Here is a 17,348-nt window from a genome sequence, read left to right on the forward strand (position 1 = left end):
CGCCGCCGGTAGTCAGCTGATCCCCCACGATCCGTCCCGTTCCGTGGTTCCTGTCCGCGGGTCAAGCTGCGGTGCCTGATAGGCGAGTTCGCCGCCGCTGCGGCCGCCGAACGGACGTCCGTGGTCCGCGAACTCCTCCCGGAAATAGGCCAGGCACCACTGACCCATCTGGATCCGGGCGCCCGTTCGAAGCACGGACTCACCCGTGGATGCGACACTTCCCGTCACCTTCCCGTGCGGCACAAGTACGTACTCGTCGTCAGCGTTGTGGACTATTTCCGCATGGAGGCCGTCCAGTCCGTCCAGCTGGACGTCTGAGGACCCGTCACTGCCGATCCTGACTATTTCCCTGCTCAGGGTGTATTCACGCGGCACCTGTCCGTTCCACGTGGCCGAGTCCTGGACGAAGATGAGCCTGGGCCGGCCGCTCCCCCGGCTGTGGTGGGTGGTGGTGGCACGGCGGACGATGCTCCGCCTGACTGTCGGCATCAGCGGCAGCGGAGTCTGCGGGGGCAGCAGCGAGAATCGCGGCGAGCGCCGCCCGCGTTTCATGAGTGGTGCCAGCGCGCCGAGCTTCCCCAACTTGATGTGGGGTGAGCGCGTAATGAGCCGCTGCGATGCCGGGCTTGCGACGGCTCCGAGGCTCACAATGTGACCGTCCGGGCCGTCAATCACCACTGAAAGCCCCCGGTCCGCGAGGGTCTTGGCCAGTGGCCGGATGTCATCCAGCGACGGCATGCCGCCGGAACTGAACGACTCAAGGCTGTCCACGGCAATCCGCACTTGGCTGCCGCCGGCCTCCGCTGTTCCCCGCGTTATGGTTCCGGACTCATCGGTATAGGAGAAGTCCAGATCCATGTCGAGGCGGAATCCGTTCACGTCCGGATCAGCTCCGGTTCTCGTCTGACCCCGAGGCGTCGTTGTCGCTGGTGGTCACCCGGAGGCTGCCGTTGAGCTTCCAGGTGGCACGCGGGGCGTCCGGGCCGATGTCGCGCGGAACCTCGACCGTCATGTCGATGAAGTTGTAGTTGATCGCGGCGCCCTTGCCGGTCAAGTAGGACCACATTTCCTCAGCGAGGTCAGCCCAGTCGCGGATACTGCGGTCAGCCGTACGGGTACTCTCGGGCGCATGTATTTCCGTCATGGTGGTAGTTCCCCTTCATTGGGTGCCGCATGAACGATTGGTCCCGAATCCTCATGGACTCAGTGGGCCCACTCTAGTACTGGCCGGTAGCAGGGGAAACCCTCCGCGGCCCGAACGAATTACCCGCAAAAAGGGTTCCCCGTAGTCCGCGGCCGCCAGCGGCAGCCTAGTGCCGGGTTCCACACATGGGACACTCAACATTCATTCAGAAAACTCCCAGATTCTGGGAGCATCATGGGAGGTATGAAAAAGAACGGTCCCGAAGCCAAGTTGCTCGTCGTCGATGATGAACCAAACATCCGCGAGCTGCTCTCCACCTCCTTGAGGTTCGCAGGCTTCGAGGTCGTCTCGGCCGGCAACGGACGCGACGCCCTCGCCGCCGCCGAGCTCCACGCCCCCGACCTCGCGGTGCTCGACGTCATGCTCCCGGACATGGACGGCTTCACAGTGACCCGCAGGCTGCGCGCCTCAGGCAAGCACTTCCCCGTCCTGTTCCTCACGGCCAAGGACGACACCGAGGACAAGGTCACCGGGCTCACCGTCGGCGGCGACGACTACGTCACCAAGCCCTTTAGCCTGGACGAGGTAGTGGCCCGGATCCGCGCCGTGCTGCGGCGCACCCAGCCGCTGCTTGACGACGACGCCGTCATCCGCGTGGACGACCTCGAGCTCGACGACGACGCCCACGAGGTGCGCCGCGGCGGCACGGTCATTGAGCTCTCCCCCACGGAGTTCAAGCTCCTGCGCTACCTGATGCTGAATCCTAACCGGGTCCTGTCCAAGTCCCAGATCCTGGACCACGTCTGGGAATACGACTTCAACGGAGACGCGTCCATCGTGGAGTCCTATATCTCCTACCTGCGGCGCAAAGTGGACATCGACCCCGACGCCCCGGCGCTCATCCAGACCAAGCGCGGAGTGGGCTACGTACTTCGGACAGCCGAAAAGCGCTGACCTTGCTGCACCGTTGGAAGTCGGCTTCGCTGCGTTCCCAGCTGGTGGCCATCATGATGGCGCTCATGCTGGTGGCACTCGCCGTGACCGGTTCCGGAACACTGACACTCCTGCACAGCTACCTGCAGGGCCAGGTGGACGACAAGCTCAAAGTCGCCGTCAATTCGGTAAAGCAGCAGCAGTCCTTCAACCAGCTGCTGCAACAGAACCCGAACATCCCCACCGACTACTCCCTCATGCTCCTGCGGCAGGACCAGGAACCGTTCCCGTTCGGCGGCAACAAAGACTCGCACCCGGACATCGAAAGCCTCTCCCCGGCCGAAGCCAACAGGCTCGACCTCGCCCCGTTCCAAGTGCGCGGCACTGACGGGCGGAACTGGCGCGTCGTGGCACTGCCTGTAGTTGACGGCAACCAGCGCAACGCCGTCGTCATCATCGGCCTGCCGCTGGCCCCGGTGGACTCGGTCGTGGAACATGCGTCACTGGTGGTCATCGGAGTAGGCTTCCTGACCCTGGTATTGGCCTTCTTCATTGCCACCTGGACAGTGTCCAGGTCCTTCCGTCCCCTGGCCCGTGTGGAAAGGACCGCGGCGGCCATCGCGGCCGGTGATCTTTCCCGCCGCGTCGATGTGGAGAATCCGGCCACGGAAGTGGGCCGGCTGGGCGGCTCCCTGAACGCGATGCTCAGCCATATTGAATCCGCCTTCGCGGCCAGGCTGGCTTCGGAAGAGCGGATGCGCCGCTTTGCCGCTGACGCTTCCCACGAACTCCGCACCCCGCTGGTGACGATCCGGGGGTTCTCCGAGCTCTACCGCCAGGGCGCCCTCACCAAGGAGGAGGACGTGGCCACGGCCATGGGTCGGATAGAGAGCGAGGCCAAGCGGATGGGCTCCATGGTGGAGGACCTTCTGCTGCTCGCCCGGCTGGACGAGCAGCGCCCCCTGCAGCAGAAGCCTGTGGATCTGCTGCTTCTCGCCAACGACGCCGTCGTGGACACCCAGGCCAGCGACCGGGACCGGTCGATTTCACTGACAGGCCTCGACGGCGGACCGCCGTCCCCCGCCCCGATGCTGGGTGACGAGGCAAAGCTGCGCCAGGTGGTGGGCAACCTGATGGGAAACGCCTTGCGCTACACCCCGCCCGGGACGCCCATCGAGCTCGCCGTAGGAGTACGCACCGGCGAGGCGGGCCAACGGTTTTCCGTCATCGAGGTGCGCGACCACGGCGCCGGGATCCCGGAGGACGAGGCGTCGCGGATTTTTGAGCGCTTCTACCGGGCGGACACCTCGCGGACCCGGGAAACGGGCGGCAGCGGCCTCGGCCTGGCCATCGTTGCTGCCATCGTGGGCTCGCACTCGGGGTCTGTCCGCATGATCCCCACAGACGGCGGGGGCGCCACCATGGTGGTCAGTCTTCCGTTCCGGGACGAGGCCGCAGACTATCCAGGCATTAAGAACGACGGCGGCGAAGCCGGCGAGGTTGTCCACATATAGGCTGCGGATGTGGCGCGGCTTTCCGCCCGCTTCCTAGGCTCGACGTAGCGGTCCTAACACCCAGGACCGTCCGCAAGCTTGACCAAGCTTGCGAACAGCTTCGAAGGGCAATGACCATGAGCATCATTTCTGTAGATACCGAGCTGCTCCAGCTCAAATCAGCCAACGTGAAGGCCACGGTTGACCGCATCAGCGCGGACGTCCAGGCCATGAAGCGGGGGCTGGACGAGCTGCAGGGCACGTGGCGCGGATCGGCGGCCTCCAACTTCCAGGCGCTGATCACCGAGTGGACCATCACGCAGGGCAAGGTGGAAGCCTCGCTCGCCTCGATCAACATGGCCCTGACTTCAGCGGCCGCCACGTACGCCCAGGCGGAGCAGGGCAATACGCAACGCTTCAGCTGAAGCAGCCGTTCAGATTAAGCAGCCGTTCAGCTGATCCGGGTTAGGCCTCCGGGGTTCCCTGGTGGAAGCGCAGGCGCCACTGGGTGCCGTCCAGGACCCAGAGCGAACTGCGAAGCGACGATCCCGCCCGGTCCTTGCTTCGGTAGGTCAGAAGGACCGCCTGGGGTCCTACCCGGTCAGCGCCGATGATCTCAAGGTCAGCAGCAGCGCCAGGGCTCTCCTCGAGAGCCATCATCATGGCATCCCGTGTCCAGAACCGGCCTGAGCTGCCGATTTCCGTAAACTCCGGATGCAGCAGCACCCCGGTCCGCCCGATGTCGGCACGCGTGTCGGGGCTGAGCAGTTCCCGCTCCAGTGCCTCGACGACGGCTTCGGGAGCTGCTTCCGGCCCGGGCTGCGCGAACGGATCCGACTCCAGCTCACTGAAAAGGTCCGGCTCGGTGAAAAGCTCCTGCTGATTGCGGCTTCCGGCCCGGGTGAGGGATTCCTGTCGCTGCGGCACCCTGGGCGCGGCCTGCGTGGAGGCGCCTCCTTCGCTGCCAAGACCGGCGCGGACAAACCCCGGCCCCGACCGCACTGCGATGCCCTGCTGATAGGAGGTTGCCGCAGCCCGCGCGCGATCGTCGGCGGCCTCGTTGAGATCGTGCCCGGCGTGGCCGCGGACCCATTCAAAGCGGTACTTGCGTCCGTTCAGCGCCTGGTCGATTTCCCGCAGGATCTCCACGTTCAGGACCGGCTTGCCGTCAGCCTTCCGCCAGCCCTTGCGCTTCCAGCCGGGCATCCACTTGGTGACCGAGTTGATGACGTACTGGCTGTCGCAAAGAATATGCAGCTCCTCCTCGGGGAGGTGCGCGGTGCAACGGAAAAGATCCAGCACGGCCATCAGCTCGCCCTGGTTATTCGTGCCGTGCGGCCAGCCGCCGGCACGCCAGCAGTCATCGTTCACGTACCAGGCCCATCCGGCCGGACCGGGGTTTCCTAAAGCCGAACCGTCGGCTGCTGCAGTAATCGTCACCGCACTATCCTGCCAGACCCGCCAGACATTGTGGTTTCCGGCGATTCACCGCCACGGCGGGCGGGGCCTTCGCCAATGTTCCTCCGAACGCAAAAGTGCGGCCCCCTCGACATGAGGGGGCCGCACTCAGGTGCGCTAGGCGCGGTTGGGCAGGTTAGAAACCGCCCATGCCGCCCATCTCGTCGCCGCCACCCATGGCCGGAGCGTTCTTCTCCGGCTTGTCGGCCACAACGGCCTCGGTGGTGAGGAAGAGGCCCGCGATGGAAGCAGCGTTCTGCAGGGCAGAGCGCGTTACCTTGACGGGGTCGTTGATGCCGGCAGCCAGCAGGTCAACGTACTGTCCGGTTGCGGCGTTCAGGCCGTGACCGGCGGGCAGGCCGCGGACCTTGTCGACAACAACGCCCGGCTCCAGGCCGGCGTTGAAGGCGATCTGCTTCAACGGTGCGTCGATGGCAACGCGGACGATGTTGGCGCCCGTTGCTTCGTCGCCTTCGAGCTGCAGGTTGGCGAATGCCTTGGCGCCGGCCTGGATGAGGGCAACGCCACCACCGGCAACGATGCCTTCTTCAACGGCAGCCTTCGCGTTGCGGACAGCGTCCTCAATGCGGTGCTTGCGTTCCTTGAGCTCAACTTCGGTCGCGGCACCGGCCTTGATGACTGCAACGCCGCCGGCCAGCTTGGCCAGGCGTTCCTGCAGCTTCTCGCGGTCGTAGTCCGAATCGGAGTTCTCGATCTCGGCGCGGATCTGGGAAACGCGGCCGGCGATCTGGTCGGCGTCGCCGGCACCTTCGACGATGGTGGTCTCGTCCTTGGTGACAACAACCTTGCGTGCCTTGCCCAGGAGTTCGAGGCCGGCGGTCTCAAGCTTGAGGCCGACTTCCTCGGAGATGACCTGGCCACCGGTGAGGATGGCGATGTCCGCGAGCTGCGCCTTGCGGCGGTCGCCGAAACCCGGAGCCTTGACGGCTACGGACTTGAAGGTGCCACGGATCTTGTTGACGATCAGGGTGGCCAGGGCCTCGCCCTCGATGTCTTCGGCAATGATCAGCAGCGGCTTGGAAGACTGCATGACCTTTTCGAGGACAGCAACCAGTTCCTTGACGTTGGAGATCTTGGAGTTGACGATCAGGATGTACGGATCCTCGAGGACCGTTTCCTGGCGCTCAGCGTCGGTGACGAAGTAAGCGGAGATGTAGCCCTTGTCGAAGCGCATGCCTTCGGTGAGCTCAAGCTCGAGGCCGAAGGTGTTGGACTCCTCGACGGTGATAACACCTTCCTTGCCGACCTTGTCCAGTGCTTCAGCGATCAGCGCGCCGATTTCGTCGTCACCTGCAGAGATGGAAGCCGTGGCGGCGATCTCTTCCTTGGTTTCGATTTCCTTGGCGGAAGCGAGCAGCTCGGTGGTGACGGCTTCAACAGCCTTCTCGATGCCGCGCTTCAGGGACAGCGGGTCAGCGCCGGCCGCGACGTTGCGCAGGCCTTCCTTGACCAGGGCCTGTGCGAGCACGGTGGCCGTGGTGGTGCCGTCGCCAGCGACGTCATCCGTCTTCTTGGCAACTTCCTTGACCAGCTCGGCGCCGATTTTTTCGTAAGGATCGTCCAGCTCGATCTCCTTGGCGATGGAAACACCATCGTTGGTGATCGTGGGGGCGCCCCACTTCTTTTCGAGGACGACGTTGCGTCCACGCGGGCCGAGGGTGACCTTGACGGCGTCGGCGAGGATATTCAGGCCCCGCTCAAGACCGCGGCGTGCCTCTTCATCAAATGCAATGATCTTGGCCATAACGGCAGTAGTCCTTTCGGGACAGTCGTTAAGAATGAACCTTCACTGCGGTGCCCGCGACGGACGACCCTTCACCGGCGGCCTCTGTATGCCGCGCGGATGGGATCTCACCCCAGCAAGGTATTTCTTTCGCTCCTTGTCCTTCCCGCTGTCCGCGGCCGGCCGGAACCGGGCGTCGAATTAGCAGTCAGTCCGTGGGAGTGCTAAGTCAATAATTAGCACTCCCCCGGGGAGAGTGCAAGCAGGTATTGCGCAGAAAGGCCCTGCTGCAGCCCCCGCTACGCTAGGAGCGATCAGCCGCCGGCACGGGCGGCGGTTTCGCTTCCGCTCATCCGGGCCCTGTTATCTGCGGCGTAGGTGAACACCATGTAGTTGGCGCTGGTGACGTCCCCGGTGGCATCGAAGCCGATCCGCCCGGATTCGCCGTCGTAATCCGCAGGCTTACCGGCCTTGAGTGCGTCGGCACATTCTTTGTAGCTCCTGCACGGTTCAACCGTGCCCGCGTCCTGCTGCCCGGAGACCGCAATCAGCTTGGCAGCGATGGAGGAGCCGGCGTCGTCCTGCGCCGCGGCAGCCGCGATGGCGGCCAGGTTGACGGCGTCGTAGGTTTCCGCGGCGAACGTCATGTCCTTGAGGCCGGGATCAACCGCCACAAGTTCCCCCTGGAAGTGCGCCGAGGGGAAGACTCCCGGCAGAATTCCGCGGGCACCATCAAGAGCCTTTGACCCCAGGGCGGAGCCGTACTGGTTGATGGCGCCGTCACTGAGGATCAGTTTGTTGCCCGCGAGACCCGCGTTGTTGAGTTCCGCTATTGCGCCCTGGGCGCCGGCGCGGGCCACGAGGATGACGGCGTCCGGGCCGGCGGCCTTGGCGGCTGCGGCCGCCTGCTGTGCCTGGCCGGCCGTGAATCCCGCCTCCGCCACCGTGCCGATGCCTGCTGCCTTCGCTGCGGCGGCGACGGCCACGGAGACGTCCTTGCCGTAAAGGCCGTCCTCGTGAAGGACCGCTATTGTCCGGGCGCCGCTGTCCTTGGCCAGCTTGACCAGCACTGGCGCCTGGGCCACGTCGGCTGCCGAAGTGCGGAAGTAGTATCCGCCACTCCTGTACCGCGTGAGCCCGTGCGCGGCGTTCGCCGGCGAGATAATGGCCACTTTGGCCCGCGACAGGACATCGATTGCCCCCGGGGCGCGGCTCGAGTCAGTGGGACCGATGACCACGTCCGCCTTGGCCGCCACGAGTTCCTTGGCCTGCGAGGAGGTGTCCTCACTGATTTTTTCGGGAAGCAGTTCCACCGGCCGCCCCTTGTGGCCCCCTGCGGCGTTAATCTCCTGGACCGCAAGTTTTGCGGCGGCCAGCTGGGAGGAGTTCAGGAAGGACTGTTTTCCGGTGTTGTCCAGGATCAGGCCTATGCGCAGTGTGCCGTCGCCATTGGCGTCGACCGTATCAACCCGTACGTTGCCGCTCTGGCCGGAGCAGCCGGCCAAGGCGAACGCCGTTGCTGCGGCAAGGACCGCCGCCGAAACCAGCCGCGGCCGCGCCCGACCGGAGCGGGGAGGAATGCCTGGGCCATGCACTGCCGCGGGCAGCATCAGGCCGGCCGGACGTTCTCTGCCTGGGGACCCTTCTCGCCTTCGCCGACTTCGAACTGCACCCGCTGCCCTTCATCCAGGGCGCGGTAGCCCTCACCCTCGATGGCCGACCAGTGGACGAAGACATCGTCTCCGGAGTCGTCAACGGTGATGAAGCCGTAGCCTTTTTCGGCGTTGAACCATTTGACGGTTCCCAATGCCATGGTGCCCACTTTCGGTTGCTTCTGTTCGGCCCACGTCACTGTGCGCCATCGGTACGGTCCGCATCCAAACGCGGCGCCCGGAATCACTTTAGCCATAGCCGTTTGCCGGGGGCAGGACCCCGTCCTGCGAGCCCCTAATAGTTATTCAGGCGTAACCGAAATTCCTTACTGGAAACCGGGTCCGAGGACCACGACCAGCGGCATCTGGAACTCGGCGGAGTCCACCAGTGTGGTGATGTTCAGAAGCTCGCCGAGCGCCTCGGCGTTCGCTTTTTGCTCAGCCCCGCTGTAGTAGATCACAGACGACTTCTGGGGCATTCCGCCCCAGTTACCAACCGGTCCCAAAGCCCACCCGTCCCCGGCCACGGTGGCGCTGACGCGGCCGGCCAGCCCGGCTGTGGTGGTCCCGTTGTAGACGGCCACGGCCTGGGTCTTGTCAACAGCCTGCGCGTCGGCGGAGGGCACTGCGGAGGAAGTGCCGCTGTTCGCGAGCGACTCGCTGGCGGAGGGGGTCGCGCTTGGCTCCGCGCTAGGCTCGGCGCTCGGGGATTGGGAGGTTTGCGACGCCTCGGTGGAAGGGGAAGCCGAGGGGCTCTCCAAGGCGGACCCTGCCGCCAGCAGCGGGGTGCCGGTGGGAACGAATCCCAGCTTGGGCAGGAACAGGAAGGCAACCAGGCCGATGGCGAGCGCCACAACGCCGACGGCCAGGATGGGTCCCAGACGGCGCCGGGGAGCATCGGAGGCGACCCGGTGGACACCCTGTCGTGAAGAGGCCTCCGGGACCCTGTCGAATTCATCCCGAGCGTATTTGGTCATGGTAAAACGATGTCCTTGGTGGTTTGCTGATTGCCCAGCCCCGACTGTTATGCGTCAGAGCCCAAACGGCGCGCCGTGCGCGCCCGTTGGCGTGACGTACGTAGTCTACGCAATCTCTTCACGAGCATGGGGTCGTGGGCCAGGGCGTCCTCGGTATCAATCAGCGTGTTGAGGATCTGGTAGTAGTGCGTGGCCGAGAGGTCGAACAGCTCACGAATGGCCTGCTCCTTGGCCCCTGCGTACTTCCACCACTGCCGCTCGAGGGCCAGCATCTGCTGGTCCCGCTCGCTCAGCCGTGAGCCCTGCTGCGGAGCGGGCACGAAGCCGTTCGCTGCCGCGCCTGGGCTGCCGGCGGCCGCAAGTGAGACGTCGTCGTGCACGGGTTCGGCCACGGCAAACTCCTTCACTTGATCCGGTCAAAGTCTTTTTCCATGGTACGGGCGAATAACACGCCTGTCATTTACGCAGTGTGACGTGGCGGCGCGGAGGCGGGGCCTTTGACTCCGGCGACTGATTTTCCCGGCTCCTGCGCTCGTTCCTCACGCAACAACGGAGCCTACAGAAAATCTGCCGCCGGGATCCTGGGTGAGTGTCGTCCGCCGCCTCTGCTCCGGGCAGCACTGCGAGAATGGACTCGTGTTTGATTCTGAAGCTTTGTTCGAGCTGGAGCCTGCCGTGGAGGCTTTGGGTTTCGCTGAGATGGCGCAGTTGCCGCTGGACCGCCTGATGGCCGCGGACTGGGCGGCAGCGCTGGCGCCGGTCGAGGCCGGGTTGCGCAGCGTCCTGGAGTACCTCGCTACTGAAGTGGCCGACGGGCACCAGGTGCTGCCGTCGCCGTCGAACGTGCTGCGCGCCTTCCAACAGCCGCTGGCGGGCGTCAAGGTCCTCATCGTGGGTCAGGATCCGTACCCGACCCCCGGCCACCCCATCGGTTTGTCCTTCGCAGTGGAGGGGCACACCCGGCCCATTCCGCGGAGTCTTGCGAACATCTATAAGGAACTGGAATCCGACCTCGGCCTTCCCGCCCGCGTCCACGGGGACCTCACGCGCTGGGCGGACCAGGGCGTCCTTCTCCTGAACCGTGTCCTGACAGTCCGTGCCGGAGCGGCCGGGTCCCACCGGGGTAAAGGCTGGGAACCGATTACGACGGCGGCAATCGCCGCCGTCGCCGGGCGCCGCGCTGCTGATGGCAGCCGGGCGCCCCTCGTGGCTGTGCTGTGGGGCAAGGATGCCGAGGGCGTCCGCCCCTTGCTTGGGGATGCTCCCGTGCTTGCCAGCGCCCATCCCAGCCCGTTGTCGGCCGCGCGCGGATTCTTTGGGTCCCGCCCGTTCAGCAAGGCCAACGAGCTGCTCCGTTCGCAGGGATCGGAGCCCGTCGACTGGGAGCTCCCGCCGGTCTCTTAGCCTAGGCTTACTTCCATGACTTCCCTCCCTGCCGCCACGTCAGCCAGCCGAAAATCGCGCCCCCAGACGAACCTTACGGTCCTCCGGCGCGAGGAACTCTCGCCGCACATGGTGCGGATCGTGGCCGGCGGCGAAGGCTTTTCCAGCTATGTGAACAACGATTACGTAGACCGTTACGTGAAGATCGCCTTCCCGCAGCCCGGCGTTGAGTACCCGATCCCCCTTGACCTGTGGGCCATCCGTGAGTCGATGCCCCGCGAACAATGGCCGCACACGCGGACCTACACCGTCCGCTGGGTGGACGTGGCAGCCCGTGAACTGGCCATCGACTTCGTGATTCACGGTGACGAAGGCCTGGCCGGCCCCTGGGCGGCCAATGCCCGGCCCGGCGACAGCCTGGTACTCACCGGGCCGGGGGGCGGCTACAACCCGGACCCGGCGGCCGACTGGCACCTTTTCGCCGGCGACGAGGCGGCCCTTCCGGCCATCGCCGCCGCGATTGAGTCGCTTCCGCCTGAGGCGCGCGGACTCGCGTTCCTGGAAGTGGACAGCGACGCAGAGATGCAGCCCATCACCGCCCCGGCCGGCCTGCAGATCCAGTGGCTGCCGCGCAACGGCACGCCTGCCGGCGGCAGCGGGCTCCTGGTCAGCGCTGTGCGCGATGCCGAGTGGCCGGAAGGCAGGGTGCAGGTCTTCGCCCACGGTGAGCGGGGCAACATGAAGTCCCTTCGCGAAGTCTTCTTCCGTGAGCGCGGCCTCGAACGGGCGCAGGTATCGCTTTCGGGCTACTGGGCCACGGGACGCGTGGAGGACGACTTCCAGGCCGAGAAAAAGCTCCCGATCGGCCAGATCTAGGGAAGCCTTCCCCGGTTAGCGGCGCCGGGCTCGGCGGCGTTCGTTACTGGCCAGGCTCCGCGTGAGCGGGCGGGCCAAGGTGTCGCCGAGGACGATTCCGGCGGCCACTCCCAGCACGATCGCCCCGGCGTTCAGCATCCCCCCTGCGCCCATCAGAATCTGCGACTCTTCAATGGTCAAAACATACATGGACCGGAATATAGTCAGGCCAGGCAAAAGGATGAGGGCCGCTGGGACGGCCACCACCAGCTGTGGCGCACCCATCTTCAAGGCGACCACCCTGGCCAGGAGGCCGATGACCACCGCGGCCACGGCCGGGGAAAACCTGGCCCCCATGCCGATCAGGTCGGCGCCGAGCAGCACGAGATGGCCAACAACGCCCACCGCCGCGGTGGGCAGCAGCAGCTTCCAGGCGGTCTGTTCCGTGATGCCAATGGCCACAACAGCTACTGCCACCAGGATGATGAGCGCCCACAACGGATACGCCGGCGGGAATGTTTCCGTGACGTCGATTTCCTCCATACCCATCTTCGTGCCCAGCACGAAAGCGACGGAGATGCCGGACACCAGCGCGCCGAAGGTCAGCATGGTGGACAGGAACCGGCCCGCCGCCGTCACCGGGAAGCCGTTGATGGCGTCCTGTACGGACGAAACGAGGCGGCCGGTGGGCAAGAGCAGCAGGATTCCGCCTACCACCACGATCGCGGGCGCGATCTGGATTCCCACTGGACTGCCGAACCGCCACAGCAGCAGGGCGATGAACGTGACCAGGAAAGCGCATGACGCCGTGGTGAAGAAGTCCGGAACCCGCCAGCGGCCCAACTGCCGGGCGAGCAGGCTCACCAGGATGTTCGAGCCGAACGCCACGGCCGAAGCGCCCGGGCCGCCGCCCAGCACACCGACGAAAACCGCGGCGAACACCGCGAAGGCAACGGTGACCATCCAGCGCGGAAACGGCTTGGAGCTTCGGATGATTTCATCCAGCCGGCGGACTGCCTCATCACGGCCGACGCCGCCGGCCACGATGTCCGTGACCAGCTGGTGCACCTGGGCCAGGCCCGCGTAGTTGTTGGTCCACGACCGCACCACCCGGAGCAACGAAATGGGGGTCTGGTCCTTGGGTGCGTAGTTGATGGCCACCGACTGGTTAGTGATGTCCACTTCGATATGCTTCAGGCCCAGGGCAGCAGTGATGGCAATGATGCTGGTTTCCACTTCCAGGGCGCCGGCGCCGTACCGGAACATTGACTCGGCCAGGTGGAGCGCGAAGTCAATGGTCTTGCGGGCGGAGGTGTCCACTCCCCCCACCTGGATCATGGGGTTGGCATAGGGACTTCCCGCGAGCCTGTCCACGATGCTCATGGGCGCGGTGGGCGGATTTTCGCCCTGCACCAGCCTGCGCAGCATGCGCTTGGCGGCAGCGTTCTGCCGCACCTGGGATGCGGTGAGTGGTTGGGTCGGGGGCAGCGCCGCCGTGGGCGGCCTGCGGCGACCGTCGGGTGCTTTGGTCATTGCGGCCTCCTCTGGGGCTTCACAAGGCTTAGTAGAACTGCTGGCCGGTTCGCCTGGTGTACAGCTGGCGCGCCACGCGTTCGCCGGCGGCCATCCAGGCCTTGTACTTCAGCGGGCTGAGGACCTGGTCATAGCAGCCCACGAAGTCGGTGACCGTTTTGCTGAAACTGGTCTTGAACAACCCCAGTCCGTGGAACGGGTTGGAGGTGTCCTTGAGTTTGTCGCTCGGCGGGGTGCCGCAGAAGTCGTACTCGGTGCAGCCGAGTTCCTTGACCTGGTTGATGGCGGTCCACTGCACCAGGTGGGAGTCGCCGTACTGGCTGCGCTTCTGGAGTGAGCCGCCGTCCTTGTACGTCCCTTTGCGTCCGTAGTTGATCACAAAGGCGCCCACCGAGGGCACCCCGTCCTCGTAGACGAACAGGAGCCGGCCCTGGCCGCGGCTGATGAAGTTGGTCCAGAACTGCCGGTAATACTCATACTCGCGGACCCTGACCTGCGACTTCGCTTCCACCGTGGTGGTCATCAGCGCGTACATGGCCCGGAAGTTCTCCTCCGTGGGCTCCACGTTGCGGACTTCCACTCCCTCGCGGATCGCCCTGCGGACAGCGTTGCGTCCCCTGGAGTGCAGGTTCCGCAGCAGTTGGTTTTCCTCCGGTGCGATGTCCAGCAGAGCGGTGGAGTCGTTGGGCTGCAGGTTGTGCGTCTTGACCAGTCCTGCGCCCTCAATCACCCGCTTTGCGTCCTCGGAAAGGATGATGTCCGGCTCGATCTTGATGGCAAAGACGCCCAGCTTTGCGCGTTTCACGAATTCGGCGTTCGCGGCGGCGATGCCCGGGATATCCTCGACTGCTGCGACGTCCGGTCCCTTAATGAGGTACCAGAGCTTGCCCAGGACCGGGAAGGACTTCTCCAGCACCAGGTTGTAGCTCGTGTAGTCCGCGGTTTCGTAGACGAGGTGGAGGGGCTTCCAGCCAAAGTGCTGTTTGACCTCGGCGAAAGCCTCGGACTGAAGCAGGTTTCCGCCGTTCGGGTTCGCAGTGACGTGCTTGTCCCAGTTGGCGACCTCCTCGGCGGAGGCAAAGCGGGCAGTAAATTCTCGCAAGTGCGCGGTGTCCAATCTTTGCGGTCTGTGCTTCGGTCGCATGCCGGGCATGCAAGCCACAAGTCTATCGGCCCTCCCTAGGAGGACGCTGACCGGTCACCGCGTCGCGGCATCCGCGCTCAGAGCCGGATCTGTTCCAGGGACTCGAGACGCACGGCCAGGGGTTCCTTGCCCAGGGAGCGTTGGCTTTTGACCAGCCGGTCCGCATTTTCCAGCCGGGACAGGCTCAGTCCGGTCAATTCAGCGATTTGGGCAATCGGGACCTGGAAGGTCCGGAACGGGCCCAGCGGCGGCGGTTCATCGGCAAGGAGACGTTCACGGATGGCCTTCTTGAGGTCCACCTTCCCCAGCAGCGGGGACTGGTCCAGCACGAATCCCGCCGCCGCGAGCTTTGCGTCCGTGGTCCAGGCTGCGACCTTCCAGAACTTCCGCGGTATCTGGACGCCCCTGTACGGCAGGTCGTCGTCTGCCAGGACAGGCCCGGTGAACACGCTGAGCTTGGCGTCGTTGAGGTCCGCGTGGTCAAGGACGTGGTTCTCCAGCCCCACCCAGAGTTCCTTGCCCTGGTTGAAGTCATCAACCTGGGGCGCGGCATTGGTGAAGGCGAAAGTGTCCTGGTTGGCGGCCTTGGCCGTTGCCGGATCGCCCCACACCGGATCCAGCCGCCGGACCAGATGCCCCCGGTCGAAGGCGTTGTTCTTGTAGACGTCCGGACCCGCCTGCTGTTCCTTCGGGACCCTGGGATCGAAATGCCAGGTTCCTTCGCGGGCCAGCGGGACCAGCTCGCGTCCGTGGATGTTCACGCCGACGACGGCGGCCAGCTTCCGTGACGGGCGCAGCCGGACGGAAAAGTGAATGTAGTCAAGCAAAACCGTTGCTGCCGGCGGACTGGGCAGCTCAAGGCGTGCCCGCAAAAAGTCCCGGTCATATCCCCCAGTCATAGCTCCATAGTGGCACTGCTCCCTACGGGTGAACAGACCAGCTTGACTAGGAATGCCGTACTGGCAAGGGTTGGAGCATGCAGGCACCTTACGAACAGCCCACACGAAGGCCCGGCGGCGGGCCGGCAGCCGGAGCCGGGCGCCCCAGTAACCGTGCGCAACTGCTGGGGCTGGCCGTCTTCCTTGGGGCTTCCGCCCTGGTCGCCTGGTTGGGCGCCTTTGCCACCCTGAACAACGTGGAGAGCTGGTATGCCACAGCTGACAAGGCCCCGTGGTCACCGCCCAACTGGGTGTTCGGCCCCGTCTGGACGCTGCTCTACACCGCCATGGCCGTTGCCGCATGGCTTGTCTGGCGGCGCCACGGTCAGCGCACCGGACCCGCCCTGGCGGCTTACGGAATCCAGCTGGGGCTCAATCTGTCGTGGACGCCGGTGTTCTTCGGCCTCTATCCGGTGGTGGGTACAGCGGCGCTCTGGCTGGGGCTCGCCATCATCATCGCCCTGGTCATCGCTGTAACAGTGACGGTCCTGTACTTCGGCCCCATCAGCAGGACCGCAGGCTTACTGCTGTTGCCTTATATCTCCTGGCTGGTTTTCGCCACGAGCCTTAACTGGTGGGCGGCCCTGCACAACTAGCTCTCGACAGGTTTGCCCACCGGACTACGGCTTCAGCATTCGACGACGTTGACGGCGAGGCCGCCCATCGCGGTTTCCTTGTATTTGGAGGACATGTCCCGGCCGGTCTCGCGCATGGTCACGATGACCTCGTCCAGGGACACCCGGTGCGTCCCGTCGCCCCAGAGCGCCATCTTCGCGGCGTTGATCGCCTTCGCGGCCGCGATCGCGTTCCGCTCAATGCACGGGATCTGCACCAAACCGCCGATCGGATCACACGTCAGCCCCAGGTTGTGCTCCATCGCGATCTCCGCCGCGTTCTCCACCTGCGCCGGGGTACCGCCCATCACCTCAGCCAGGCCCGCAGCGGCCATCGAGGACGCCGAACCCACCTCGCCCTGGCAGCCCACCTCCGCACCGGAAATCGAGGCCTGCTCCTTGTACAGCACCCCGACCGCGGCCGCGGCCAGCAGGAACTTCACCACCACATCATCCCGGTCCGCCTGCGTGGCCCGATCCATGCCCGGCGCGAAATGCAGCGCGTAATACAGCACCGCCGGGATGATCCCGGCCGCCCCGTTCGTCGGCGCCGTCACCACCCTCCCGCCCGAGGCGTTCTCCTCGTTCACCGCCAGCGCGATCAGGTTCACCCACTCCTGCCAGTACTTCGGATCCCGGTACTCCGGATCATGATCCCGGGTCTCCTTCAGCAACCGCTCATGCCAGTCCGGGGCCCGGCGGCGGACCTTCAACCCGCCCGGCAACAAACCCTCACGCTTCAACGACACCGCCACGCACTCCTCCATCACCGCATAAATGTGCAGCAGGCCCGCCCGGATCTCCTCCTCCGACCGGGACGCGCGTTCATTCACGAACATGATCTCCCCGATCGACAAGCCCTTGGACTGGCACCGGCCCAGCAGCTCCGCCGCAGTACGGAACGGCAACGGCAGTTCCTTCCTGGACTCCTCCAGCTCCTGCTGCGCCGCGTCCTCCCCGCCCTCACGGACAATGAAACCGCCGCCCACCGAGAAAAACGTCGCCGCACGCAGCACCTCACCGGCGCCGTCCGTGACCGTAAACGTCATCCCGTTCGTGTGCCGCGGCAGGACCGTCAACGGCCGCAACACCATGTCCTTCACCCCATACGGGAGCTGCACCGACCCGGCCAGCTGCAGCTTCCCGGACTCCGCGATCGCAGCCAGCCGCTCCTCCACCTCCGCCGGCAGGATCTTCTCCGGATGAAAACCCTCCAACCCCAGCAGGATCGCCGTCATCGTCCCATGACCGTGACCAGTCGCCGCGAGCGACCCATACAGATCCACCCGCAACCCCGCCACCCTCTCAAGGTCGCCGGACGCCCGCAACTCCTCCGCGAACACCGCCGCAGCACGCATCGGACCCACCGTATGCGAACTCGACGGCCCAATCCCGATGGAAAAAAGATCAAAGACACCAACAGCCATGGCCGGGGTTCCTAACTAGGTCTAACAGTGGTCCGGCAGATGGTCCTGCCGGA

At 65.3% G+C, this 17,348-nt stretch carries 18 protein-coding genes; 6 read left to right on the top strand and 12 right to left on the bottom strand.

The window, feature by feature from the left end:
- Positions 1-12: 12 nt before the first annotated feature.
- Both AC07YR_RS18075 and AC07YR_RS18080 read right to left on the bottom strand, forming a co-directional pair.
- A complete protein-coding gene (locus AC07YR_RS18075) occupies positions 13-879 on the bottom strand; it encodes an FHA domain-containing protein (protein ID WP_494734740.1) in 867 nt (288 codons plus the stop codon).
- 7 nt (positions 880-886) lie between these two features.
- Positions 887-1,144 (bottom strand): hypothetical protein, encoded by a 258-nt coding sequence (locus tag AC07YR_RS18080; RefSeq protein ID WP_055797594.1) that lies wholly within the window; start codon positions 1,142-1,144, stop codon positions 887-889.
- Between the two features lie 243 nt (positions 1,145-1,387).
- On the opposite strand from AC07YR_RS18080, the gene AC07YR_RS18085 reads away from it, so the two are divergent.
- The 3 genes from AC07YR_RS18085 (at position 1,388) to AC07YR_RS18095 (ending at position 3,995) form a co-directional block, all read left to right on the top strand.
- Positions 1,388-2,098, top strand: coding sequence for a response regulator transcription factor (locus tag AC07YR_RS18085; RefSeq protein WP_028271318.1), 711 nt, complete (start codon positions 1,388-1,390; stop codon positions 2,096-2,098).
- Between the two features lie 2 nt (positions 2,099-2,100).
- A complete protein-coding gene (locus AC07YR_RS18090) occupies positions 2,101-3,591 on the top strand; it encodes a sensor histidine kinase (protein WP_436056734.1) in 1,491 nt (496 codons plus the stop codon).
- A gap of 116 nt (positions 3,592-3,707) precedes the next feature.
- The gene (locus AC07YR_RS18095; protein ID WP_436056733.1) at positions 3,708-3,995 is read left to right on the top strand and encodes a WXG100 family type VII secretion target; all 288 of its coding nucleotides are present in this window, start codon (positions 3,708-3,710) and stop codon (positions 3,993-3,995) included.
- 40 nt (positions 3,996-4,035) lie between these two features.
- Here the strand turns inward: AC07YR_RS18095 and AC07YR_RS18100 are convergent, their stop codons facing one another.
- The 6 genes from AC07YR_RS18100 to AC07YR_RS18125 form a co-directional block, all read right to left on the bottom strand.
- Complete coding sequence (locus tag AC07YR_RS18100) at positions 4,036-5,010, bottom strand: RNase H family protein (RefSeq protein WP_494734741.1); 975 nt, start codon at positions 5,008-5,010, stop codon at positions 4,036-4,038.
- 154 nt (positions 5,011-5,164) lie between these two features.
- The gene (groL, locus tag AC07YR_RS18105; RefSeq protein WP_028271321.1) at positions 5,165-6,793 is read right to left on the bottom strand and encodes a chaperonin GroEL; all 1,629 of its coding nucleotides are present in this window, start codon (positions 6,791-6,793) and stop codon (positions 5,165-5,167) included.
- A 293-nt stretch (positions 6,794-7,086) separates the two neighbouring features.
- Positions 7,087-8,382, bottom strand: coding sequence for an ABC transporter substrate-binding protein (locus tag AC07YR_RS18110; protein WP_494734742.1), 1,296 nt, complete (start codon positions 8,380-8,382; stop codon positions 7,087-7,089).
- A complete protein-coding gene (locus AC07YR_RS18115) occupies positions 8,382-8,585 on the bottom strand; it encodes a cold-shock protein (RefSeq protein WP_156037126.1) in 204 nt (67 codons plus the stop codon). The genes AC07YR_RS18110 and AC07YR_RS18115 overlap by 1 nt, the downstream gene beginning before the upstream one ends.
- Before the next feature lie 165 nt (positions 8,586-8,750).
- On the bottom strand, positions 8,751-9,401 hold the full coding sequence (locus AC07YR_RS18120; RefSeq protein WP_494734743.1) for a LytR C-terminal domain-containing protein: 651 nt from the start codon (positions 9,399-9,401) through the stop codon (positions 8,751-8,753).
- Positions 9,402-9,448: 47 nt separating this feature from the next.
- Positions 9,449-9,721, bottom strand: a complete 273-nt coding sequence (locus AC07YR_RS18125; protein WP_436059252.1) for a DUF3263 domain-containing protein — start codon at positions 9,719-9,721, stop codon at positions 9,449-9,451.
- 316 nt (positions 9,722-10,037) lie between these two features.
- On the opposite strand from AC07YR_RS18125, the gene AC07YR_RS18130 reads away from it, so the two are divergent.
- Complete coding sequence (locus AC07YR_RS18130) at positions 10,038-10,805, top strand: uracil-DNA glycosylase (RefSeq protein ID WP_494734744.1); 768 nt, start codon at positions 10,038-10,040, stop codon at positions 10,803-10,805.
- A gap of 15 nt (positions 10,806-10,820) precedes the next feature.
- Positions 10,821-11,660, top strand: a complete 840-nt coding sequence (locus AC07YR_RS18135; protein WP_055797580.1) for a siderophore-interacting protein — start codon at positions 10,821-10,823, stop codon at positions 11,658-11,660.
- 15 nt (positions 11,661-11,675) lie between these two features.
- On the opposite strand, the gene AC07YR_RS18140 is transcribed toward AC07YR_RS18135, so the two are convergent.
- The 3 genes from AC07YR_RS18140 to AC07YR_RS18150 form a co-directional block, all read right to left on the bottom strand.
- Positions 11,676-13,172: a threonine/serine exporter family protein gene (locus tag AC07YR_RS18140; RefSeq protein WP_055797576.1), complete on the bottom strand. Its 1,497-nt coding sequence runs from the start codon at positions 13,170-13,172 to the stop codon at positions 11,676-11,678.
- Positions 13,173-13,200: 28 nt separating this feature from the next.
- Complete coding sequence (locus AC07YR_RS18145) at positions 13,201-14,274, bottom strand: lipid II:glycine glycyltransferase FemX (protein ID WP_494734745.1); 1,074 nt, start codon at positions 14,272-14,274, stop codon at positions 13,201-13,203.
- Between the two features lie 119 nt (positions 14,275-14,393).
- Entirely contained in the window at positions 14,394-15,215 is an 822-nt protein-coding gene (locus AC07YR_RS18150; RefSeq protein WP_494734746.1) for a DNA/RNA non-specific endonuclease, read from the bottom strand.
- A gap of 77 nt (positions 15,216-15,292) precedes the next feature.
- On the opposite strand from AC07YR_RS18150, the gene AC07YR_RS18155 reads away from it, so the two are divergent.
- Entirely contained in the window at positions 15,293-15,850 is a 558-nt protein-coding gene (locus AC07YR_RS18155; protein ID WP_494734747.1) for a TspO/MBR family protein, read from the top strand.
- A gap of 32 nt (positions 15,851-15,882) precedes the next feature.
- On the opposite strand, the gene AC07YR_RS18160 is transcribed toward AC07YR_RS18155, so the two are convergent.
- On the bottom strand, positions 15,883-17,295 hold the full coding sequence (locus AC07YR_RS18160) for an L-serine ammonia-lyase (RefSeq protein WP_494734748.1): 1,413 nt from the start codon (positions 17,293-17,295) through the stop codon (positions 15,883-15,885).
- Positions 17,296-17,348: the final 53 nt, after the last annotated feature.

The organism is Arthrobacter sp. GW460-12-1-14-TSB2, from assembly GCF_059423525.1.